This window comes from Enhygromyxa salina (genome assembly GCF_002994635.1).
GTDB lineage: Bacteria > Myxococcota_A > Polyangia > Nannocystales > Nannocystaceae > Plesiocystis > Plesiocystis salina_B.
This window is the reverse complement of sequence record NZ_PVNL01000074.1, coordinates 22,526-44,406: the sequence shown is the minus strand read 5'-3', so window position 1 is coordinate 44,406 and position 21,881 is coordinate 22,526. Positions and strand designations below refer to the sequence as shown.

At 68.1% G+C, this 21,881-nt stretch carries 19 protein-coding genes; 11 read left to right on the top strand and 8 right to left on the bottom strand.

From position 1 onward, the window contains the following. From ENSA7_RS45795 to ENSA7_RS19110, 5 genes are all read right to left on the bottom strand, one after another. Entirely contained in the window at positions 1 to 615 is a 615-nt protein-coding gene (locus ENSA7_RS45795; RefSeq protein WP_181233896.1) for a DUF4331 family protein, read from the bottom strand. A 127-nt stretch (positions 616 to 742) separates the two neighbouring features. Continuing rightward, positions 743 to 1,345 (bottom strand): thioredoxin domain-containing protein, encoded by a 603-nt coding sequence (locus ENSA7_RS19125; RefSeq protein ID WP_146157865.1) that lies wholly within the window; start codon positions 1,343 to 1,345, stop codon positions 743 to 745. An 8-nt stretch (positions 1,346 to 1,353) separates the two neighbouring features. Continuing rightward, a complete protein-coding gene (locus ENSA7_RS19120) occupies positions 1,354 to 3,627 on the bottom strand; it encodes an amidohydrolase family protein (protein WP_181233895.1) in 2,274 nt (757 codons plus the stop codon). A gap of 131 nt (positions 3,628 to 3,758) precedes the next feature. Then, complete coding sequence (locus tag ENSA7_RS19115; RefSeq protein ID WP_106090745.1) at positions 3,759 to 4,037, bottom strand: hypothetical protein; 279 nt, start codon at positions 4,035 to 4,037, stop codon at positions 3,759 to 3,761. Between the two features lie 51 nt (positions 4,038 to 4,088). Then, positions 4,089 to 4,943, bottom strand: a complete 855-nt coding sequence (locus tag ENSA7_RS19110) for a hypothetical protein (RefSeq protein ID WP_106090744.1) — start codon at positions 4,941 to 4,943, stop codon at positions 4,089 to 4,091. A gap of 164 nt (positions 4,944 to 5,107) precedes the next feature. Between ENSA7_RS19110 and ENSA7_RS19105 the strand changes: the two genes are divergently transcribed. From ENSA7_RS19105 to ENSA7_RS19090, 4 genes are all read left to right on the top strand, one after another. Further along, on the top strand, positions 5,108 to 6,304 hold the full coding sequence (locus ENSA7_RS19105) for an AAA family ATPase (RefSeq protein WP_106090743.1): 1,197 nt from the start codon (positions 5,108 to 5,110) through the stop codon (positions 6,302 to 6,304). A 10-nt stretch (positions 6,305 to 6,314) separates the two neighbouring features. Continuing rightward, the gene (locus tag ENSA7_RS19100; protein ID WP_106090742.1) at positions 6,315 to 6,890 is read left to right on the top strand and encodes a hypothetical protein; all 576 of its coding nucleotides are present in this window, start codon (positions 6,315 to 6,317) and stop codon (positions 6,888 to 6,890) included. A gap of 25 nt (positions 6,891 to 6,915) precedes the next feature. Beyond that, entirely contained in the window at positions 6,916 to 9,099 is a 2,184-nt protein-coding gene (locus tag ENSA7_RS19095; protein WP_146157863.1) for a tetratricopeptide repeat protein, read from the top strand. Positions 9,100 to 9,222: 123 nt separating this feature from the next. Beyond that, the gene (locus tag ENSA7_RS19090) at positions 9,223 to 10,020 is read left to right on the top strand and encodes a hypothetical protein (RefSeq protein WP_146157862.1); all 798 of its coding nucleotides are present in this window, start codon (positions 9,223 to 9,225) and stop codon (positions 10,018 to 10,020) included. A 10-nt stretch (positions 10,021 to 10,030) separates the two neighbouring features. Here the strand turns inward: ENSA7_RS19090 and ENSA7_RS19085 are convergent, their stop codons facing one another. Continuing rightward, positions 10,031 to 11,182, bottom strand: coding sequence for a Vps62-related protein (locus tag ENSA7_RS19085; RefSeq protein ID WP_106090739.1), 1,152 nt, complete (start codon positions 11,180 to 11,182; stop codon positions 10,031 to 10,033). 840 nt (positions 11,183 to 12,022) lie between these two features. On the opposite strand from ENSA7_RS19085, the gene ENSA7_RS19080 reads away from it, so the two are divergent. Further along, positions 12,023 to 12,520 (top strand): EXPERA domain-containing protein, encoded by a 498-nt coding sequence (locus tag ENSA7_RS19080; protein WP_106090738.1) that lies wholly within the window; start codon positions 12,023 to 12,025, stop codon positions 12,518 to 12,520. On the opposite strand, the gene ENSA7_RS43880 is transcribed toward ENSA7_RS19080, so the two are convergent. Further along, complete coding sequence (locus ENSA7_RS43880) at positions 12,517 to 14,604, bottom strand: hypothetical protein (protein WP_181233894.1); 2,088 nt, start codon at positions 14,602 to 14,604, stop codon at positions 12,517 to 12,519. The genes ENSA7_RS19080 and ENSA7_RS43880 overlap by 4 nt on opposite strands. A 378-nt stretch (positions 14,605 to 14,982) precedes the next feature. Here ENSA7_RS43880 and rpe point away from each other — a divergent pair, with 378 nt between their 5' ends. From rpe to cdd, 5 genes are all read left to right on the top strand, one after another. Next, positions 14,983 to 15,705 carry a ribulose-phosphate 3-epimerase gene (rpe, locus tag ENSA7_RS19070; protein ID WP_106090737.1) on the top strand — a complete coding sequence of 241 codons (723 nt, stop codon included), beginning with the start codon at positions 14,983 to 14,985 and terminating at the stop codon, positions 15,703 to 15,705. A 109-nt stretch (positions 15,706 to 15,814) separates the two neighbouring features. Then, the gene (locus ENSA7_RS19065) at positions 15,815 to 16,168 is read left to right on the top strand and encodes a hypothetical protein (protein ID WP_146157861.1); all 354 of its coding nucleotides are present in this window, start codon (positions 15,815 to 15,817) and stop codon (positions 16,166 to 16,168) included. 30 nt (positions 16,169 to 16,198) lie between these two features. Beyond that, positions 16,199 to 17,044 carry a hypothetical protein gene (locus ENSA7_RS19060; protein WP_146157860.1) on the top strand — a complete coding sequence of 282 codons (846 nt, stop codon included), beginning with the start codon at positions 16,199 to 16,201 and terminating at the stop codon, positions 17,042 to 17,044. A gap of 57 nt (positions 17,045 to 17,101) precedes the next feature. Then, positions 17,102 to 17,518, top strand: coding sequence for a hypothetical protein (locus ENSA7_RS42325; RefSeq protein WP_146157859.1), 417 nt, complete (start codon positions 17,102 to 17,104; stop codon positions 17,516 to 17,518). Between the two features lie 14 nt (positions 17,519 to 17,532). Further along, positions 17,533 to 18,486, top strand: a complete 954-nt coding sequence (gene cdd / locus ENSA7_RS19055; RefSeq protein WP_181233893.1) for a cytidine deaminase — start codon at positions 17,533 to 17,535, stop codon at positions 18,484 to 18,486. A gap of 7 nt (positions 18,487 to 18,493) precedes the next feature. Here the strand turns inward: cdd and ENSA7_RS19050 are convergent, their stop codons facing one another. Further along, positions 18,494 to 19,891 carry a sodium-dependent transporter gene (locus ENSA7_RS19050; RefSeq protein WP_106090839.1) on the bottom strand — a complete coding sequence of 466 codons (1,398 nt, stop codon included), beginning with the start codon at positions 19,889 to 19,891 and terminating at the stop codon, positions 18,494 to 18,496. Positions 19,892 to 19,985: 94 nt separating this feature from the next. Between ENSA7_RS19050 and ENSA7_RS19045 the strand changes: the two genes are divergently transcribed. After that, the gene (locus tag ENSA7_RS19045; protein ID WP_146157857.1) at positions 19,986 to 21,881 is read left to right on the top strand and encodes a hypothetical protein; all 1,896 of its coding nucleotides are present in this window, start codon (positions 19,986 to 19,988) and stop codon (positions 21,879 to 21,881) included.

Genomic DNA, 21,881 nt, shown 5'->3' with positions numbered 1-21,881 from the left:
TCAGCGCCTCCCCGTCGTCGCCCACACGGCGACCGATTCACTGCTCAGCGCGGCCCGGTCGAACTCGACCACGATCGCCCCGGTGTTCTTGGCCGCCACGAAGTCGCGGGTCGGATCAAAGCCCAAGGTCCCCGTCATCAGGGTGTCTTTGAAGCCCTGCAGATCGAAGAAGAAGGGGTCGTCGCGGAACCCACCGAAGACCTGCACCGCGGCCTCGTCGTCACTCACGACCTCGTCGACCGGACCGACCAGCGCGCCCTCGAAGCCGGGGATCCCCTGGATCTGGACGCCCCACTCGCCCGCCGCGTTCTCGCCAAACCGGGCCCAGATCTCGTGATCGGCCACGTTGTCAGCGTTGGTGTCGATGTGAAAGCCGTACAGCACGTCGGGGTCGTAGCTCGGCGTCTCGGACTTCAGCTTGTAGCCGTCGAAGGTCAGGATCAGCGTGAGCCGCTCGCCTTCGTGAAACGCGTAGAGATCGCCAATGTCTGCCGCCGCGTCACTGAACGAGGCCGTGTCGGCCTCGTCGTGATCGGCCGCGACGACGACCGTCGACGCGACCGCGGCGCCCATTAGCGCGGCCGCCCAAATCATGTGCTTTGTCGTGACTGGCATATAGGTCTCGCTAAATAGCACATCTTCTGTCGGCGCAACCTGGGTTGGCGCAACCCGACCGACCGACTGGCGCGCCCCGGCGCCGAGTGACCGATGTTCCCGCTCAGCCCACATTGTCCCGACGCGATCAGAGGGGCGGAAGCGGGCATCCGACTGGCTCGGCGAAGGCCACCGAAGGGGGGCGCCCGGCGAGCACCGCCTCGATCGCGTCGAGCAGCTCGTCGGAGCTCGCCTGGACCCGCGCCTGGCCGTAATCGACGTACCAGTCGTCGATGCGCCCGTGGTAGCGACGGACCCCGCCCGCGTCGAACACCGCGACGCTGGGGGTGACCGTCGCGCCCGCGCGCGCGACCAGGCCACGCGCGGGATCACGCAGCGCCACGCCGGGCAGCGCGTAGGTCTGCATGTGCTCACGGATCACGCTGGGGGTCTCGTCGGGGTCGACGTAGATCAGCCAGACATCCAGCGGCGCGTCCGCGAACTGGGCGGCGATCCGACCGAGCTTGGGCGCATAGCGGTTGGAGATCGGGCAGTCGGTTCGCAGGAACACGAACACGTCGGCGCGATCGTCTGGCACCAGGGGATCTCGCGGGTGCCCGTCGAGGTCCAGCAGCTCGAGCGGCGCCTGCTCGCGCGGCGCCTGCTCGCGCGCGGCCTCGCGCTCGCACCCGCTCGTCAGCGCGAGCACCAACGCGGGCACGAGCCAGGACGCGCGCGCAGCCAACCGCATGCTCGACACTACCCGCCGAGCACGTCGCCGTTGAGGGCGGCCGCCCGCTGCTCGGACAGCTCCCACATGCGGATGTAGCCCTCGGCCGAGCGGAACAGCGGCTCGATGTCCGCCTCGGAGACCGCGTCGCGGCGGGCGTCCTCGATGAGCTCGGGCAGCAGGCCGATATGGACCAGCCCCTCGGTGTTGAAGTCGAGCTCGCGGTTGCCGATCACCGGCTGCGTGAACTGGATGTCGCCCGCGTACGAGCTGAACGGATAGGTGATCGGATCCATCTGCTCGGTCGGGCACACGCCGTCACCAAAGCGCGGGCCCCGGGCGCCCGCGAACCCGTTGAGATCAAAGCCGAAGCCCTCGGCCGGGTAGCCGCCGAGGTCGGTGATCTGCTGGATCTTGGAGATGAAGCCCTGGACGGTCGAGCCGGGGTTGTCCGCGTCGCGGCAGCGCCCGAACCCTGTCTTGGACACGCCGCCGAGCTGGTAGAGCCGACCGTTGAAGTTGCGCCCGTGGGTGCCGGCCGCCGGGTAGTTGGCGGCCTCGAGCAGCTCGAAGGTGCGCTTGTAGGCCTGCTGCGAGAAGTGGTCGACCTCGATGATCATGCCGCGCGACATCATCTCGGCGATCAGCGTCTCGCCGAGCGGGGTCAACGTCGCGTTCTGGCAGTACTCCCCCTCCAGCGGCGGCTCGAGGATCTCTTGCAGGTACAGCGACGTGACGTTCAGCGGCATGTCCGGGAACCCGCTGAGGTTGTTGGGCGCGGGTGAAGCGTACACGTCGCGCGGCTGGTTCAAGCCGCCAAAGTTGACGTCGCCCTTGTCGAAGCCGTCGGTGACCTCGGCCGGGCAGTCCAGCGTGAAGTTGGACCAGTGCCCGCTATTGAGGAAGTTGCCCAGCTCGATGAACGCCCGATCCCCGTCGCCGGGTGAGAACGCGTTGTCGTACTTGTGGACCGGGAACATCGCCCGAATCCCCAGGGCGTAGTAGTAGTCGAGCTGCTCTTTGATGTAGGCCTCGTCGCAGACCGGGTCGCCATCTTTGGGGGTCAGCGCGCAGTCGAACAGATCCGAGGTCTCGATGCCCAGGATCACCGCCATCTTGCCGCTGCCGATCACCTCGCGGGCCTGCGCGGGGGTCTGGACCACCCGAAACCAGCCCATGCCGGGGCCACCCGACTGCGCGTCGATGTAGCGCTCCATCGCGTAGGTCTCGTCAATGATGCGGTCGACACCGACCATGTCGTTGCACTCGTAGCGGGACTGCTGCAGGCCCTGGCCGATCGTGAAATTACAGATCACCGAATTCGTGGTCGCGTGCTGGACGACCAGCCGCAGGCCCGCGAGGTGGGCCCGCTCGAGCCACTTGAAGTACTGGGTCTGGTGGGTGGAGCGGGTCGGTGCATTCGGCCACCCCGTGAATTCGGGGTAGCCGGGGGTCATGTGATTGTCCTCGGCCAGCTCGCCCGCGACCAGGTCCGGGATCAGGCCGGTCAGGTCTGCGCTGTCTGCCCCCGCGGTGTCGAACGCGTAGCCAAAGATGTCCTTGCGCCCGTTCTCGCCGTGATACAGCGCGCAGTCGGGCAGCGCGTGCTCGACCCCGAGCCGGTGAAATGCGCCGCCGTGGAACACACCACCGCCGCCAAACCCAAAGTTGGAGAGGATGTGCGAGTGGGTGTCGACGATCCCGTAGAGGTCACCGTCGGCGAAGGTGGTGCGCTCGACCGTGCCGGTCGCGTCGAGGGTGAGCTCCGGGTGCTCGGTGCAGCCCGTGGCCGGCTCGAAGGTCACCGGCACCCCCTCCTCCGCGAGCCCCGTCTGCCCGAGTAGCTGGTCGTTACGACGATTGCGCAGCTGATACTGGTCCCAGTCGACCAGCGAGGTCTCGGGCAGCCACTCGGCGCCCGAGATGTACGTGTCGTCGATCAGCAGCACGTCGGACTGCAGCGCGGTCTGGCGCAGCAGCGGCCCGTCATCCGAGACCAGGTAGCCGCCGCCTTCGTCGTAGAGCAGATAGGCGCCGAGATCCGACGCCTTCATGAAGAACCGCGCGGCCGCGTCCTCGCTGGCGTTGAACTCGTAGGCCTGGCCCGAGGCGTTGGCCGTCAAGAAGGTGTCGCCGCTGCGGACCAGATAGCAGCCGTTCGCGAACCCGTGAGTGTCGAGCTGCGGGGGCTCACCGGTCTCGCCGGACTCCGTCGAGCTCTCGGTGTCCGATGACCCGGCGGTCTCCGTGCCAGCGTTCGTGGACGAGTCGGCACCACCAGCGTTACAGCCGGCAAGGGCCACCACAGCAACCATCAAGGGTAAGCGCATCGCCTCGATGGTATCCGAGCGTCGCGCGCGGAGAAAGGCCGCCGACCCCACGAAAATGAGCTAGCGAGCGTGGACTGGGTTCAAGTTGGGCACATCGCGCGAGATCAGCCCGCGATCCCACCCGCGACGATGCTCAGCGCGTTGCCGGTCATGTCCGAGTAGGTGTACGCGCCATTGAGGCCGTTGTAGACCTCGTAGGTCTCGAGCTCGGGGTCGATCTTGAACGCGCGGCTGCCGACCTCGATGAACCACACGTAGCCCTCGATATCCACGCTCACACCGCGCGACGAGCTGACCGGGATGTCGATCTCCTTGACGATCTGCAGGGTCTCGATGTCCCACCCGCGCACGCCGTTTTGGTTCGAGAACATCGCCTGCCACATGACCCCAAATCATACAAGGCTCGGCGCCAGCTAGGCAGGCTCGCGCGCCGACTACCGAGTCAGCTTGGGTAGCCCGTGGATCGGCTCGGGCGTCCGCTTGCCCCGGGCGGCCAGGCGCATCTGATAGGCCGCGACCGCGTGCTGAAGCTTGGTCAAGCGCGGGAGCAGCTGTTGATTGGTGTCGTTGAGGGTCCGCAGCAGCGCGGTCGAGAAGCCCTTGCCCGCGGCGACCGCTGCGTACAGATCATCGAACACCCGCGCGAGCGCAGGCTCGACCGTGTCCGACGTGCCCGAGTCGACCTGGGTGCGATTCTCCGGCTTGACCGCCGCGATCGCCCTGTCGACGTCGCCAAGCCCGATCCAGCCGAGCACCGAGCTCACGACCTGCTCGGGCCGGGTGATCACGCTGTCGTAGGTCTGCATTCGAAACGGCAGCTTGCGCAGGCTGATGTCGCGGACCAGCGCGAAGTTCTCCATCCACCACTCGAGCGCGGCCGGAAATCGCACCGGTCGCTCGGCGTCGTCATCCAGCTCGCGGCCCTGATCCTCGAGCGCGAACAGCCGCTCGATCGAGGTCTCGTACTCGCGCCAGGCCCGGACGTTGGCGACCAGGTGAGTGATGAACGCCCGCTCCGATCGGATCACCCCGGGGACAAACACCTTGACCGCATACCCGTGCACGTCTTCGGGCATGAAGTAGATCCCGGTGACCGGGTGCGGGTTGGTGGCAAAGTAGACGCCCTGGCGCAGCAGGCTCTCGTAGAAGCCGTCGGGGTTGGCGTCGCGCAGGGGGCCCTGGTCCCACTTGCGCGGGAACGCCTCGCCGAGCACGGGGATCCCGGCGGCGCGGAGCACCTGCATCCACATCGAGGTGCCGCTGCGTTTGGTGCCGGAGACGAAGATCATGGCGACGGTCCAGGCTACTCGAAGCCCGTCGGCTCGAACACCGCGAGCTCGGCCGCCCCGGCCAGCCCGCGAACAACGCGCACGCTGGCCCGCAGCAGGCGGCTGCGATCCATCGCGTGGTGAGGCCGCCCCGCGCCTGCTAGCCTGGGCCGGTCAGAACCATCGTGACTATCCAAGATCAGCCCCCAGGTTCGTCCTCTGACCGCGGCGACGCCCCTGGTCCCGGTCGCCAGCCGGTCGACCCGACGGCGGCTCCACCTGCGGCCTCTGCAGCTGTCTCTCCGGCGGGGGCTCCCGATGCGGACGACGTCGCCACCGCGGTCCGCAGCGACTTCGAGCAGAGCAAGCACATCACGCACACGCTCGCGCCGCCGATCACCAACCTCGAGGAGGCCTACGGCGTGGTCCAGCGCGTGCGCGATCGCCTGCGCGTGGCGATCCGCGGCCGCGACGACGAGATCGAGCTGATCATCATCGCGCTGCTCGCCGACGGTCACGTGCTGCTCGAGGACTACCCAGGCTCGGGCAAGACCACGCTGGCCAAGGCGCTCGGCGACTGCATCATCGACGATCAGCCCCACGACGACATCGTCACGATCCGCCGGATCCAGTTCACCCCGGATCTGCTGCCCAGCGACGTCACGGGCACCACGATCTTCGATCCCAACACCAACCGCTTCTTCTTCCGCCCCGGCCCGATCTTCGCGCACGTCGTGCTCGCCGACGAGATCAACCGGACCTCGCCCAAGGTCCAGTCGGCGCTGCTCGAGGCCATGGCCGAGAAGCAGACCACCGTCGACAACCGCACCCGCCAGCTCGACGAGCTGTTCTTCGTGCTCGCGACCCAAAACCCGCTCGATCTCGCCGGGACCTTTCCGCTGCCCAGCGCCCAGCTCGACCGGTTCTTGTTCAAGATCATCATGAAGCACATCGACCGCGCGTCGGAGCTCGAGGTGCTCGCCAGCATCAAGAGCCGACGCCACGGGGCCGGCCGCGAGCTGCCCCGCGTGACCCGAACCGAGGTCATCGACGCCCGCCGGGTCGTCGAAGATCAGGTCTACGTCGCCGCGGAGGTCCGCGAGGCCCTGGTCGACATCGCCAACGCGACCCGCCAGCACGAGCAGGTCCTGCAGGGGGTCTCGACCCGCGCGCTGGTCCTGATGATCCCCGCGCTGCAGGCCCGCGCCGTCACGGCCCAGCGCAACTACGTCAGCGCCGACGACATCGAGGCGCTCAGCTACCTGGTGTTCGGTCACCGCCTCGAGCTCGCCCCGGGCGCCGACAGCCTCGACGGCGTGATCAAAGAGTGCAGCGCGCAAGCGCTCGAGCGCCTCGCTCGCGTCACCCTCCACAAGAATTAGATGCGCGCCCGTGCCCACCCCCTCGAACGATCAGCAGCGGCTCCGCGCGGGTCGGCTCAGCGTCGGCGTGGCGGCGGTGCTGGTCACGATCGGGGCCCTGCGGTTCGCCACGGACACGCTCTACGAGTTCAACCCCCACTACTGGCGGGCGCTGACCGACACGCCGCTCGGCCTGCTCCGCTACGTCGTTCGGGCCCCCAGCGACGGCACCTGGCTCGGCGATCTCAACGCGCAGTTCTTCAAGCTGCTGTCGATCCCCGCCGGCCTGGCGCTGGTCTGGCTCGGGCACCGATTCGGCTCGGGCACGCTCGAGACCAAGGCTCAAAACTTTCGGGATCCAGTCATTCGCGCGGTCTGGATCGCCAGCTTCCTGGCCGGGTTCACGCTGATCGAGCTCGACAAGCAGCTGAGCCTGTTCGGCATGGGCAGCGTGATGGTCGCTGGCGAGTCTGCGTGGCTCAACCACCTCGCGCACCTGGCCAGCGCGGCGGCGGCGTGGGTGCTGACAGGCGCGCTGCGCTTCGAACCACTGACCCAGGCCGAGATCGACCTGCAGCGCGAGCTCGACGAGCTCGAGCCAGCGTGAACCCACGAGCTTGCGAGGCACCAGCATGAGCGTCAGCAATGAGACCCCACGCAAGCGCCTGCTGGCCGTCTCCCTGTCCGTGTTGACGATCGGCACGATCGGTATCATCGGGGCCACCGCGACGGCCGTGTTCGCCCAGGATCCCACCGACCCCACGGATCCGCGCAGCATCCCGACCAGCGCCGGGCTCCCGGCCGCCAAGGACTTCGCGCGGACCCCCGCCGAAGACGAGGTCTGGCTGCTCTACCAGGACGACAAGCTGCTCACCGCCCGCCGCAAGGTCGAGCAGCTGCTCGAAGACGACGACGACAGCATCGTCGGCCACTATGTGTTCGCCCAGATCCTGCGCCGCGCGGAGGGCAACCTGCCCAAGGCCATGAAGCAGATGGGCAAGGCCCGCGAGCTGTACGAGCGCAAATACAAGCCCACGGTCGTGAACCTCGACAGCACCCCGTGGCTGCTGCACCGCGAGATCTTGTACGCGGCCCAGACGATCGCCGGCGAGCTCGAGCGCCACGAGTACCAGCTGCAATTGCTCGACTACCACGACTCGCTCTACGATCCCCGGCTCACGGCCGAGCATGCGTGGCCCTTGATGCTGCTGGGCCGCTACGACGAAGCCCGCAAGTACGCACAAAAGGCCGCCGAGAGCAGCGACGAATTCCAGCGCTCGCTCGGCCGCAACGCCATGTGTGCGATCGAGGGCGAGGCCGGCACCCGTGAGCAGCGGTTCGCCGCGTGCCTGTCGGCCTACGACGACGCGGCCGATCGAGCCCGCGGCGACGATCCATTCGCCCGACCCGACGAGGTCACCAGCGTCACCGTCCACGCCTACAACGCCGCGCTCGCGGCCATGACCGCGCTGCGCCCCGACGAGGCCGAGCGCCTGGCCCAAGCTGGCGCGACCCGGGTCGAGTTCACGCCTGCCAACCCCTGGCGCCTGCTCGTGCGCCTGTACACGGATCAAGGCCGGATGGACGAGGCCGTGCAGGCGCTCCGCGAGATGCAGGCGTGGCGACGCAAGATGCCCCCGCACCTGCGCGAGCAGGTCCGCGCCGAGACCGACGTCGCGTTTGCGACCGTGCTGCTCGTCGCTGGCGAGACCGAGACCGGGCTCGAGGTCGTCGATCGGGCGATCGCCAACCCCGACCGACGCGGCCTGACCTCCTCGTCCAAGGACCAGGCCCTGGGTGCCCACGCGCTGCTGCGTCGGGCCCTGCGCCAGACCCACGCCGAGGTCGAGGCCGAGCGCGCGGTCTGGTCGGGGACCGCCGAGTCCGCTCGGATCACCCGCGACGCGGTCGAGCGCTCGCTGCAAGATTGGGCCGACGCCGAGCGCATTCGCGGGGTCCTCCACGACGATGATCGGCTCGTCGCCAGCTTTCGCATGTATGTCGCGGGTGGGCTCGAGCCCGTGCCCAGCTGGCTGATCGGCGACCTGGTCCCGATCCTCGGCGCTGGCGTCAGCGCGGTGGTGCTCGACATGGTCCGCGACGCCGAGGACGACGCCGCGTTGGATCCCTACTACGACGCGTTCGAGGCCGAGATCGCGATTCATCGGGGCCGCCGCAAAGACGCGCTGAAGCTGGCCAATCAGGCCCTCGATACGCTGCCCGAATTCGAGGCGCTGCTGCGGGCCCGGGTCGCCGCGATCGCCGGCGAGGCCGCGCTGGGGCTCGGGCAGGAGCAGGCCGCGCTCGAGTTCTGGGCCACGGCCATGCAGCGCGACGCTGGCGTGATCCGTCGCCGCGGCCTCGCGCTGCCGGCCAAGATCGACAGTGACGCGAGCGGGGCGGTCGCCACGCGCGTGCTCGAGCTGCTCGACGACTCGCCTCGGTTTGACCTCGACGCCAGCGGCGGCGGGTTCACGATCACCTTGCAAGGCAGCGGCCGACAGCTCGAGCTGTGCCTGCTAGAGCCGGGCGGCGGCGTGCTCGGCTGCGCGTCCACGCCCCCAGAGCCCGACCCCGAGGACCCGGCCGACAAGCCGGCGAGCACACCCAGCGCGATCACCAGCGAGCTCGACGACGACGACTACGCAGCGATGACCGCCGAGGCATTTCACGCCCGCGCGTTTGCGATGCCGGTCGGCCTGTCGAACATCGACCTGGGCTCACTCGACGGCACCGCGACGATCTCCGACGAGGCCAACCGCGAGCGCATGCAGGGCCTGCTCGATCGGGTCAAGTCCGAGTCCACGTCCGAGTGACGCGCGGCGCTCGGCGGCTGCCACGGTTGAGCAATGTTGGGACCGACGATTCGGGCCAATCCACCAATCGACATATCTTCGCGGACACAAATCGACCGACGTCTCGCTTCGTTGGACAGCCGGATGTCACGTGAAAACTCCGCTCTGATCGCGCTTGGTGAGCTCAAGAACCTGGAGGCCCAGCGGGTCCAGACCGTTCAAGACGCGGCCCGAGCCAAGCGAGCGGCCGAGCAGCAGGCCCGCGAGGCGGCCGAGCGCGCCGAGCGAGAGCACCGGGAGCGAGTCCGGGCCGAGGCCGAGCAGCGCGTCCGCCTGGCCCAAGCGGAGAGCGAGCGCAAGCAACGGGAAGAACGGATTCGCATCGCCGAGGCCGAGGCCCGCTCCCGCGCCGAGGCCGAGGGCCGGCTGCGCGAAGAGCAGATGCGGCTCGACGCGCAGGTCAAGATGGCGGTGAACAAGCAGACACCGTACTGGCTGTACGCGACCGCGGCCGTGCTCACCGTCGGCCTGCTCGGGGGTGGCGCCTACTCCTACCAGGCCCGCCAGGCCGACGCGGCCGAGAACCAGCGCATCGCCCAGCAGCTGGCGGAGAAGCAGCAAGCGCTCGAGGCGCTCGACGCGAAGGCCCGAGAGCTGCAGGCCGACATGGACCTCAACACCGCCAAGCAGGCCGAGCTGCAGGCCGCGATCGACAGCGCCAAGAACGAGCAAGATCGGGCCACGCTCGCCGCCGAGCTGCAAGCCAAGCAGCGCGAGAACGCCGAGCTCGCGTCCAAGCTCGCAAGCACGAATGGGCGCCGGGGCAGTGGCCGCAATGGCAATAGCGGCGGCAACAACAGTGGCAACAACAGCGCGAGTGGAAAGACCGGACGCGACAACCCACTGGTCCTCGACAACGACGACGGCGGGCCGCTTCGCTAGCACGTGTCCGCTACTGCAGCTCCGCGCCCCACACACCTTTGGACACCGGCCCCGTCGGCCCGTCCTCGAGCCGACACACGCCGATCAAGTCGGTGATGTCGAACGGGATCCCGAGCACCGAGCAGTCCTCCTGGTTGCCCCAGCGAAAGATCGGCCCCTCGCCCGGGACCGCCGGATCGCCAGGCCCGGCGTCGGTGAACGCGTTGCTCATCCACACCGGCCACGCGGCCCCGCCGATCCCGACCCCTTCGGCATAGTCGAGCGCGACCATGTTCTCCCAGGTATCCCACGCCACGCCAGCGCTGGTCTGATCGGTCAAGTCCGCGCAGATCAGCGTGACGCACACGTTGAACACGGTCTCGCCGATGCTCTGGTACACGTGGTCACCGGGGCTCGACCACATCCCGTGCGAGCCCCAGGCCGAGTACACGATCGGGTGGGTGCCCTCGAGCAGCTCGACCTCACCGCTGTTCCAGTCGTAGGCGCCGCCGAAGCTGTGCGCCGACAGGTAGACCTGACTGGGCGCGTAGCCATCGACGTCGTTGCCGAGCAGGCGCACGGTGATGTGCTCCCAGTCGCCCACGTGGTTGCCCCAGATCGTGTCGGCGACCGACTTGCCGCGGTTGTAGGGGAAGTAGAAGAAGTACACGAGGTCGACGACGTCGCCGCCCTTGTCAGCCCAGTACGCGTAGACCGGCGCCGTCTCGAGCTCCCCCGCAAAGAACGGCAGCGTGTCCGACGGGCTGTCGAGCGAGTCGAGCGTGCGCACCCAGTACTTGCCCTCACCGTCGGCGAAGCGCTCGAGCTCGGGGTACGCCCACTCGACCGACGATGGCCAGTAGGTCTCGTTGGCCGGAAACCACACCCGCGGTGCGTAGGTCTCGAGCTCGATCTGGCGTGGATCAGGGTCGGCATCTCCGTCTCCGTCTCCATCTCCGCTGGGGTCGCCGTCGCCGTCGCCATCGCCGTCCCCGGTCCCCGGATCCCCGTCGCCGTCGCCCGAATCGCCATCGCCGTCCCCGTCGATGTCACTGGACTCCTGGTCTCCGTCGCCGCTCTCACCAGTCTCGGTCGCGTCCATGTCGCCACCCGCGTCCGGCGACTCACCACACCCGAACGGCAACACGACCATGAGGGGGATGGCGCGGTGGATCTTCCTCATCGCCAACGACGCTACTACGGCGACTCGGCGTACTGGGGCATTGGTCCTCAGCGACGAGGGTGCGCAGGTCGCACGATCGGGCATTTTCGACCATGATCCACGCGTCATGGGGCGTAGTGCAACACACACGGATTTCTAGATGTAGGATCGGATACACAATATATGTAGTCTTCTCGATTACATATAGTAACCTGTAGTCATGGTTCCTTGATTCTGTACATGTCAGAGGATGTACTTAAGTACGAAAAACCTCGAAAATGGCTATCTCCGGGCACGAATTGAGCGAAATCGAGCATATTGATCGCACTTTACTGCGTTCCGTGCACAATCGGATTGGGCTTAAGTACATGTCCTTTGGTACAGTTTGGGGGCCGCGGACAGCTCACGCATGAGCGAGCCGCGCACCCAGGACCAACGAAATGAACCTTCGCGAAAACCAGCTCTCGGCCCGGAGTGTGATCCCCGTGGCGCTCGCGCTACCTATCAATCGAGGCCCTGTCGACCTCCGCGTTCAGGAAGAACGGGAGCGGCGCCGCCGCGAGGCCGAGTACGAGGCCTGTTTTCAGCCCGGGCAAGGCGCCTGAGCTGGTTTCAGCTCGGTCGAAAGAGCGGCCGCGACGTGCCTGAGGCCCCCCAGCTCCAGGCACGTCGCGACCGAGTGTCACACCGATCGGAAAAACAGTGATTCCGAGGTCGAGAGACCCGCTCGAGTAATCTCCGCCGAGCGGCGTTGCCTTCACCTACGCCCCCGCACCGTGCAGTGAGCAATCTCCGGCTTGGGCTCGACCGCGTGGATCCACATCACGCGCACAGGTCGCCAAGCCGGGATACTCGGCCTCGATGACCGCACCCGAGCCCCTCCCGTCGAGCCAGCATGGACGCGATCGCTGGCTGGCGCTCGCGCTGTTGGGCTTCGCGGCCACCAGCTTTGGCGTGGACCGCCTCGCCGCCCTCGACGTCGACTTCTGCACGGAGCAGTCGATGTGGGGCGCGCTGTGCTGGTACGGGCGCAACCTGGACCCGCTGTTCCTCGCCAATCCCCAGTGGCTCCGGGTGATGTCGGGGATCTCGGCGTTCGTGTTCGGGCCGGCGTACCTGGTCCTGGCCTGGGGGATCTGGCGCGGCGTCGAAGCGGCGCGGTGGCCAACGATCGCGTGGGCGGTCGCGCTCCTGTACTCGATGGTCGTGCACCTGTGGATGGAGTTCTTTGGCGACTATCCGCCACCTCGACCGGGGCTGCTGCTCGCCATCTACCTGCCCTACGCGGTGGTGCCGATCCTCGCGCTGTGGCGGTTCTCCAGGCCCCCACCAAGTCCAAGTCCAGACCGGGCGCGCTAAGGGAGCTCGTCCGGCGCGGACTCGTCGGGAACGGACTCGAGCTCGTCGCTCGCTGGATGCTCGGCCTTGGGCACCGCCCGGCGCAGCTGCTCGAACAGGGAGACGACGGGGTCGACCGCTCGGCGCACACCGCTGCTGCCCCGCTCGGGTCCCTCGCCGCTCCCGCTGCCGCCGTCTTCAAACTCCGCGTCGCCGGCCCCGGCGAGCAGATCATCACCCGGCTGAAGCTCCCCGTGCATGATGCCGCCGACGCGACCCGCACCCGCGCGACTGGTCAGGCCCGCGCGAGCGGACGGCGGCTGGCTCGACGTGGGCTCGTCGTCCTCGACCTCGGGCGGCTCTGCGGCCGGCGGGGCGTCGCCGTCCTCGACTTCGGCGTCTGCGTCTGCGTCCGTTCCCGCTTCGGGGTCGAGATCACCGGAGGTGTCGACTTCGGCCTCCTCACCGCTGGCCTCGACGTCCTGGTCCGACACATGCCACGCACCCATGCTCGCCCGGACCAGCGCGTGCAAGTCGGGCCGAAGCAGCTGCGGATCGGTGACGCGCGCGCTCAGCTCGTCCCAGCTGCTCGTCAGCGAGTCGCTCAGCTTGGCCACGCCCAGGACCTCCGACTCGAGCGCCAGCGCCTCGGACAACATCGGCAGATCGACCAGCGGCAGCATGTAGCGCTCGACGAGCAGCTCGATCTCGGCGGGCGCGAGCTCGAAGCGACGCCCGAGCTCTCGATCGATGCTGGTCCCGACCGCGTTGCGGTAGTCGTAGCGGCTCCACTGGGCCTGCACGGCCTGCAGCATGCGCGCGCGCAGCAAGGTCCCGACCGTGTTGCGATAGGTCGGGTTGGGGTGCTCGCTCAGGCCGCGGTCCAGGCGGTTGTAGAGCGAGGCCATCAGCTGGTCCGCGTGCCACTCCCACGGCGACGTCAGCGAGTAAGGCCCGACCATGCCCCAGGTGACCGCCGGGCTGTCGCGCAGGAACTCGCTGCCCGACTCGCGCTCGACGCTCTCGAACCAGGTGGCCCACTCGTTGGCGGCCGATCCTCGATATAGATACCGCGGGCTGGTCGCGTAAAAGTGTGGCCAATACAGGCGATGATAGTAGCCCTCGCCCAGGGTGTTCTCGTCGACCTCCCACCCGAACCGCTCGAGGCTCGCGGTGAAGTTGCCCGGCGGGAAGTGCATCTTCTTGTTCTCGCCGAGCAGGTCAGCCTGATCGAAGTCCTGCGCGAGCTGCCACGCGTGGTCGACCTCGTGAACCAGCAGCCCGAGCAACACCAGCGGTGGCGCGCCCTCGAGGCTCTTGGTGTAGATCGTCAGCGTCTGGGTCTGGGCCAGCATGAAGCCGTTGTCACCGAGATCGGGGCTGATCAGCAGCTGGTCTTCGACCGCGACGGTGCGCAGCGTGGGCAGCCGCTCGTGGAACACCAGGCGCAACGTGTCGTCGATCGCGTGGACCATCTCGGGCGTGAACCGAGCGCTGCGCTCGACGAGGATCACGTCGAAGTCGCGAAACAGCCCGGTCTGAAGCTCGGCGAGCAGATCGCCCTTGCGCCGCGACCAGTCCAGGTGATCGGGGATCCCGTCGCCGTCGCGATCGGCGAAGCTGCCGGGCTTGTCGGGCACACCGTCGCCGTTGGTGTCGACCCCGCCGACCCGCCGATCATAGGGCGCCGAGTCGTACACGTTGCGGATCCCGTCGCCGTCGAGGTCGATGTCGCCCTCAAAAAATTTTCCGCGGTACTCGCTGATGCGGTAGTCCAGGACACCGTCGGCGTCGGTGTCACGCGTCGCAAACGCGAGCAGCTCGACGTCATTGCCAAACAGGTCATGCAGCTCACGAACCTCGACGGGCGGAGCCTCGGCGAGGTCATGCTCGAGGCGCCGAAGCTCGCGTGGGCTCGGGGTCGGGGGCATCTCGTTGTTGCGGTAGAACACGTGGCGGAGGCTGCGGCGCTGCTCCTCCGCGCGCTCGCTGGGCCCGAGCTCGAGCCCGGTCGCGGGGATCACCGGCCCGCGCTGATAGCCGATCCCGCTGGTGCAGCTGAACACCACCAGCAGCAGCAACAGCAGCCCGAGGCCGCGAGGCATCCCAAACAGACGCGAGCTTCGGACGAACTCCCAGCTGCGGCGGGCTGCGGGCGAGCGGGGACCTTTCGTCCCCTCGCCTCCGCGTGCCTCGAGCCGTGCTGGGTGCATCAATCGCAAGCTACCACTGTCCCGCGTTACCGCACGAGAATCGTCTGCATTGCGCAGGCCACAGCGTGCCCGTGCAGCGGTCGACGCACCCGCGCCGCTCCCCCCACGATCGGCGGCTCTCGGTGGCCGTTCGCGACGATCGGCAGGGCGTGGGGCGGCGCGCCCCATGACACGCGCGCCTCGCTCGGCCGCGTATGGATACCACACACGCCAGCCAGCGCGACCGCGCGACCGGGTCCGAATTGATCCGGACATGAGGTAGATCGCCGCATGCACGCACCCGCGATCGCACCGTCAATTTTGAGCGCCGACTTCAGCCGCCTCGGCGACGAGGTCCGAGCGATCGATGAGGCAGGCGCCGACTGGATCCACGTCGACGTGATGGACGGCCGGTTCGTGCCCAACTTGACGATCGGTCCGATGGTCGTGAAGGCCCTGCGGCCGGTCACCGCCAAGTACATGGACTGCCACTTGATGATCGTCGAGCCCGAGAAGTACGTGGACGAGTTCGCGGCCGCGGGCGCTGACGGGATCACCGTCCACGTCGAAGCCTGCCCGCACCTGCACCGCAACCTCCAACAGATCCACGCGCTCTCGCACCACGGCGGCGATCGGGTCCGCGCGGGCGTCAGCCTCAACCCGCACACCCCGATCGAGGCGGTGCTGCACGTGCTCGAGCTGTGTGACCTGGTGCTGCTGATGACGGTCAACCCAGGCTTCGGCGGTCAGCGCTTCATCCCCCAGGTCCGACCCAAGATCCGGGCCCTGCGGGCGGCGATCCGCGAGCGCGGGCTCACCACGCGCGTGCAGGTCGACGGGGGGGTGACCGCGGACAACATCCACGAGAGCGCCAGCGACGGCGCTGACGCGTTCGTGGCTGGCTCGGCAGTGTTTCGCAGCGAGCGACACCCGGGGGACTACGCAGGCGCGATTGCGGCCCTTCGCAGCAACGCGAGCGCCGCGATCAGCGAACTCGCCCCGCTCGAGGGGTGAGCCCACTCACCTGCTCGCGCCGACGTGGCGACCGTGTAAATCTTGCCCCCTCATGTCCGACGAACATCCCACGCTCTCAGGTTTTCGGTCACTCGGCGAAACGCAGTTCATGCGTGTGTACGAGAGCCAAGAGCTGCGCGTGATCCTGGCCGAGCGCAAGCAAGGCGCGCCGATGGGAGCCGACGACGTCGAGTCCGCGCATCGAGAGCTCACCACGATCGGCGACGACACCAAGGGTTGGGGGCTGATCATCGACACGCGCCTGGTCACCGGCAACAGCGACGCGCGCTTCGAAGCGGCGGTCAGCCGGTCCAACGCCATCTTGCTCGCGCACTTTATCCGCGCGGTCGTCCTGGTCCGCTCGGCGATCGGCAAGCTTCAGGCCTCGCGGATCACTGACAACAACGAAGACATCCTGGTCACGACCGAGATCGCGGACGCGCTCGAGTTTCTGGCGCAGTGATCGATTCGGCGGCGCACGCTACACCCTGGCATGCGAACCACTCTTTTCACCATCTCGCTGCTGTGCGTTGCGGCTCTGCCCGCATGCGTGACCACCACCGGTGATGATGACGGGGCCGTCGACGGCACGACCGGCGATGGCGACCCCGGCGATGGTGACCCCGGCGATGGTGACCCCGGCGATGGTGACCCCGGCGATGGCGATGGTGACCCCGGCGATGGCGATGGTGACCCCGGCGATGGCGATGGTGACCCCGACCCGATGACGTACCCCGACTGTGGCGTCGGGGGCGACGCCAACGCCAGCAGCTCGTTCGTCAACTACGACATTCATGACGACAAGTACCACGCGGTCTGCACAGTGGCGTCGATCGACGTCGCAGGTGATCAGACCTCGATCACGCTCGACTGTCCCGACGACTATCACCCTGGGCTGTTGATCACGACGGAGCCCGCGTGGGTCCCCAGTATTTCAATGGGCGCCGAGCTCGATGTTCATCTGGGGTGGATGGGCCAGTGGGGCGGCGAGGATCTCTATGGAACCTCGTGGCGGCTGGCCAGCACCGTGGACGACAGCATCGTCGCAGCCTACTTCGACGTCTACACCAGCTACATCCATCAGCCACTCGGCATGCAGGCGGTCCTCGGTCTGTGCGAGCCCGACGGTTGGTGTGAGACCGATGAAGGGCAGACTCCCAGGTCGCAAGACGTCGGGCTCGAGTTCACTGTCGGTGACGAGACCACCACGTTGTTCGCGGGCAACTGGGCGCAGCTCGTCGACTACGAGATCTGGGTGCGAGCGGCGAAGCGCGATCAATGCAACGCATGGCTCGACGCCCCGTCCGGACTCTACCAGGTGTTCATGGCGCGTCAGTAGCGACTTCGCTCGACGACTCGGTGAGCGAACATGTGCCCAAAGTGGCACGATGCGACGATGACCAAGGCTGACTACCGACCCGGCCGCCGCCGCAAGCCGATGATCTCGGTCGTGTTGGACTGGGCGGCGGGTGTGCTTGTCGGAATCTTGGCGTTGATGCTCGGCGCGGGCGTGGTCGCGCTGGTGGTCCCGGCGGGGCTCGAGCGGATCGACGCGCTGATGCGCATGACCATGATCGTGTGGCCGATCGGCGCGGGCGTGGGCGTGTGGCTGTCGTTCGGTCAGCCATTCACTGCCCGCGCGCTGGTCGGCGGGCTTGCTCTGGCGTTCGCGGGCGCGGGCGCGCTGATGTTGCCGGTCTGGCTCGACGTGGAGTCGGACCTGCTGCGGGGGCTCGCCCAGGTCGCGGCGCTGGTGTCCGCGCCAGGCTTCGCGCGGCTCGCCGTCGCGCTCGCGCGTGGGCGCGACGATTGAGCTACCATCGCAGCGTGCCGATCCACCCAGGGCTGCCCCGCACGCCGACCGTCGAGCGCCTCGACGCGCGACTGGTTGGCCCGGGTAGCGCGGCGGTGGTCGAGGCGGCCGAGCTCGCGGCGCTCGAGATCGAGACAGGACTCGATCAAAACGCGCTGATCCTCGCGTGCCTCGAGTGGGCTCGTCGCTGGGCTCGGGCGCCGCTGTCGAGCTTCGAGGTCGGCGCGGCCGCGCTCGGCGAGTCGGGGCGGCTGTACCTGGGCGCCAACATCGAATTTCGAGGGCTGCCGCTGTCGCAGACGATCCACGCCGAGCAGTCGGCGATCGCCCACGCGTGGGCCCACGAGGAGACAGGGCTGCGGCTGATCGCGACCTCGGCCGCGCCGTGTGGGTTCTGCCGACAGTTCATGTTCGAGCTGCCCGAGCCGCGTCCGCAGCTGTTGCTCGCAAGCGAGGCCGACCACCCGCCGACGCCGATCGAGTCGCTGCTGCCCTCGGCGTTTGGGCCCACCCAGCTCGGCAGGGCGCCGCAGCTGCTGCGGTCGGGGCCCCATGGGTTGCAGCTGGTCGAACCGGTCGAGCACAGCGAGCACGCCGAGCTCACGGCGCTGGCGCTGGCCGCCGCGAATCGCAGCAGCGCGCCCTACACTGGCGCTCGCTCGGGCGTGGCGCTCGAGACCGTGGGTGGTCAGCGGTTTGTGGGCGCGGTCGCGGAGTCGGTTGCGTACAACCCCACGCTCGCGCCGATGCAGGCGGCGCTGATCTCTGCGCATCATGGTGGTCGGGGTGGTCGGGGTGGTCAGGGTGGTCGGGGCAGCGACATGTTGGGGTCGATTGTTCGCGCGGTGCTCGTCGAGGTCGAGGGGAGTCCGCTCTCGCAGCTCGACGGGGCCCGGCAGATCTTGGCGAGCGTGGCCCCGGCCGCGACGTGCAGCGTCGCGCTCGCTCGCGCGGTGGTGGTGGCCTAGCGCGCTACTAGGTAGCCCCAGTCAGCCCGAGCAGCTCGAACACCTTCAGGGCGTGCAGCATGATCAACACAATCGCAATCGGCACGACAAACCGCAGCACCTGCAGCCACGCGACATACAGCCCCTCGATCTTCCCAAGCGTCGACCCAGCCGCGAACTGCACACGCCGAGCCTGCTCGCCGACCCGCCAGGCCGCGAACAGCGAGATCCCCAGCCCACACAGCGGCAGCATCCAGTTGCTCGACACATAGTCGAACAGATCAAACCAGTTCATGCCGATCGCCGCCTCCATGCCCGCGCCAAAGGTATGACTCGAGGCCGCGAGCGCGGACGGGATCCCCAGCAAGATGATCGCACCACCAGTAACCGGCACCGCGACGCTGCGCGACCAGCCTAGCTCGTCGATGAAGTACGACGCGGTGACCTCGAGCAGCGAGATCGCCGAGGTCAACGCCGCGAACACCAACAACAAGAAGAAGGTGACCGCCCAGATCGTGCTGCCGGGCAGCTGGGCGAGGGCGATCGGGATGTTCTGGAACACCAGGCTGGGACCTGCCGCGGGCTCCATGCCGTAGGTGAAGGTGATCGGGAACAACACCAGGCAGGCCATCAGCGCGACGAGGGTGTCGATCACGGTGATCGCAACCGAGGCGACCACGATGTCGTCGTCCTTCTTGAGGTACGAGCCGTAGGTCAGCATCGCGCCCATGCCGACGCTGAGCGTGAAGAAGCTGTGGCCCAGGGCCTCGAGCACGCTGCCGGGGCCGAAGTTGTCGGTGTGCAGACCAAACACGAACGACGCCCCCTCGCCAAAGCCTTCGAGCTGGCTGGCGAAGATCAGCAGCGCGATGAACATGAGCAGCAGCAGCGGCATCAGCACGCGCGCGGCGATCTCGACGCCCTTTTGCACGCCGCCGATCACGATCGCAATGGTGATGGCCATGAACGCGACGTGCCACAAGATCGCGCCGCTCCCGTTGCCCGCGACCTGGCCAAACCGCTGCGTGAGCGCGGCCGGGTCCGCGCCCTCGATCGCGCCCGAGGCCGAGAACACGGTGTACTCGAGGGCCCAGCCGGCGACGACGCTGTAGTAGGACAGGATCACGAAGCCGGCGAGGACGCCGATCCAGCCGACCCCTCGCCACAGCGACTTGTCACCGGCGAGCTGCTTGAACGCGCTGACCGGCGAGCGCTGGCTCATGCGCCCGAGCATGACCTCGGCGATCATGATCGGCAGCCCGACGGCCAAGATGCAGACCAGATAGATCAGCACGAACAGGCCGCCGCCGTTCTCCCCGGTGATGTAGGGGAACTTCCATACATTGCCGAGCCCGACCGCCGAGCCCGCGGCCGCGAGGATGAACCCAACCCGAGAGCCCCACTCACCGCGTCGTTCGTCCGCCATCTCTTGGGTGTCGCCGGCCACTTCGCGGCTGTCAAGCAGGTCCGCGCGCAGCGGAACTTGAAGGTCGGACCCGGGCGGGCGAAGCTCCTCGCTCGTGCATGCAGATCCTCGCTGGACCGGCGGCTGGCGCTGGTTGACGGTCCTGATCGGGATCGGCTTGCTGGCGGCGCTCGCTCGTCATCAGGCCCTCGATGTCGGGCTCATGAGCGACGACTTTGCGCAGCACGGCATGCTCGTCGGGCTGTATCCGGGTCAGGGTTACGTGCCCTTTGATCTGTATGCGTTCTTTCGTGACGACCCGCAGCTGCTCGCGGCCCACGTCGAGGCGGGGACGGTGCCATGGTGGACCGAGCCGGGCCTGCACGGCACCGTGCTGCGTCCGCTGTCGAGCGCGCTGCTGAGCTTGGACCACGCGCTGGTGCCCTTCGATCGGCCGAACGCGGCGTGGGCATGGCACCTGCATTCGCTGGCGTGGCTGGTGGCGCTGGTGGTCGCGGCGGGCCTGGCTCTGGGTCGGATCTTGCCGGCTTGGATCGCCGTGCTCGCGCTGGTGTTGCTGGGCTGCGAGGCTGGGGTCGCCACGCCGGTCGCGTGGCTCGCCAACCGCTGCGTGTTGGTCAGCGCGACGTTTGGGTGCCTGGCGGTGTGGGTCCACGTCGGCTGGCGAACGCTCGAGCGCTCGCCGCTGCGACGACGCGGCTCGATCGCGGCCGAGGTCGCGCTGGTCTGTCTGAGCCTGGCGGCCGGCGAGTACGGGCTGGCCTGCGTGGCCTACTTGCTGGCTTACGAGCTGCTCGGCGCGCCCGCGGCTTCGGTTCGCGCGCGCGCGCTGGCGTGCCTGCCCGCGCTGGCGCCGACGCTGGTGTGGCTGATCTCGCACCGGGCGCTCGGCTACGGCAGCTCGGGGTCGGCGGTCTACGTCGATCCCTTCACCGCACCGATCGCCTGGCTGGAGCTCGCGACGACGCGCGTGCCGAGGCTGCTGACCGCCGCGTTCTGGTCGCTCCCCGCGGACACGGGGGATCTGGTTCGCCGATTCGGAACCAGCTGGTTCGTGTGGGATCTGCTCGGGGATCCGGGCGCGACGGCGAACCACGCCGGGTACGAGCGCGCCCACTTGATCGTGTGTGGAGTCTTGCTCGTGCTCGCCGCGCTGGTGGTCTGGCTGCTGCGTCACCACCTGCACGACGACGAGCGGCGGGCGCTGCGATGGTTGACGGCTGGCGCCGTGCTGGGGCTGGTGCCGCTGAGTGTCGCGCCCGCGCACTCGCGGCTGCTGATCCCCGCGCAGCTGGGCGCGTGTGCCTTGGTCGCCGCGATGGGTGTGGCAACGATCCGCGCGCTCACGGGTGCCCGTCCGTACCGCGTCGCCAGCATCTGCTGTGTCCCGCTGACGGCGGCGCTGGTGTACGGGCACACCGTCTCCGAGCTGCAGTGGAGTCGGGTCTACCTGGCCGGGCTCACCAACATGAACCGCACGATCGAGGCCGCGTTCGATCGTGGCGACGTTCCGGCGGCCGAGTTTGGCGGGCGCGACGTGATCGTGCTCAATGCGATCAGCCAGACCGTCGCGCTGCATGGTCACTACCTGCTCAACGCCCGCGGTCAGCCAACCCCACGCAGCTGGCGGTCGCTGGCGATGGCCGAGTTTCCGATCATCGCGCGGCGGACTGGCAAGCGCAGCCTCGAGCTCTCGGCGGTGCAAGGTGGCTGGTTGCGAAGCGGCGCCGAGCTGTTCTTTCGCCGTGATGGGCGGACGCTGCCCGCTGGGACCGCGTTCGAGATCCCCGGGTTGTCGGTCCAGATCAACGCAGACGTCGAGGGTTATCCGACTCGGGTGACGTTTGGGTTCCCCGCCTCGCTCGACGATCCTCGCTACCTATTCTTGATCTCGACACCCCAGGGGCTGCGACGCTGGCAGGTGCCCAAGCGCGGTGATCGAGCGGTGGTCCCGATCCCTGCGCTGCCGCTGGTGTACCCGCACGAGTGA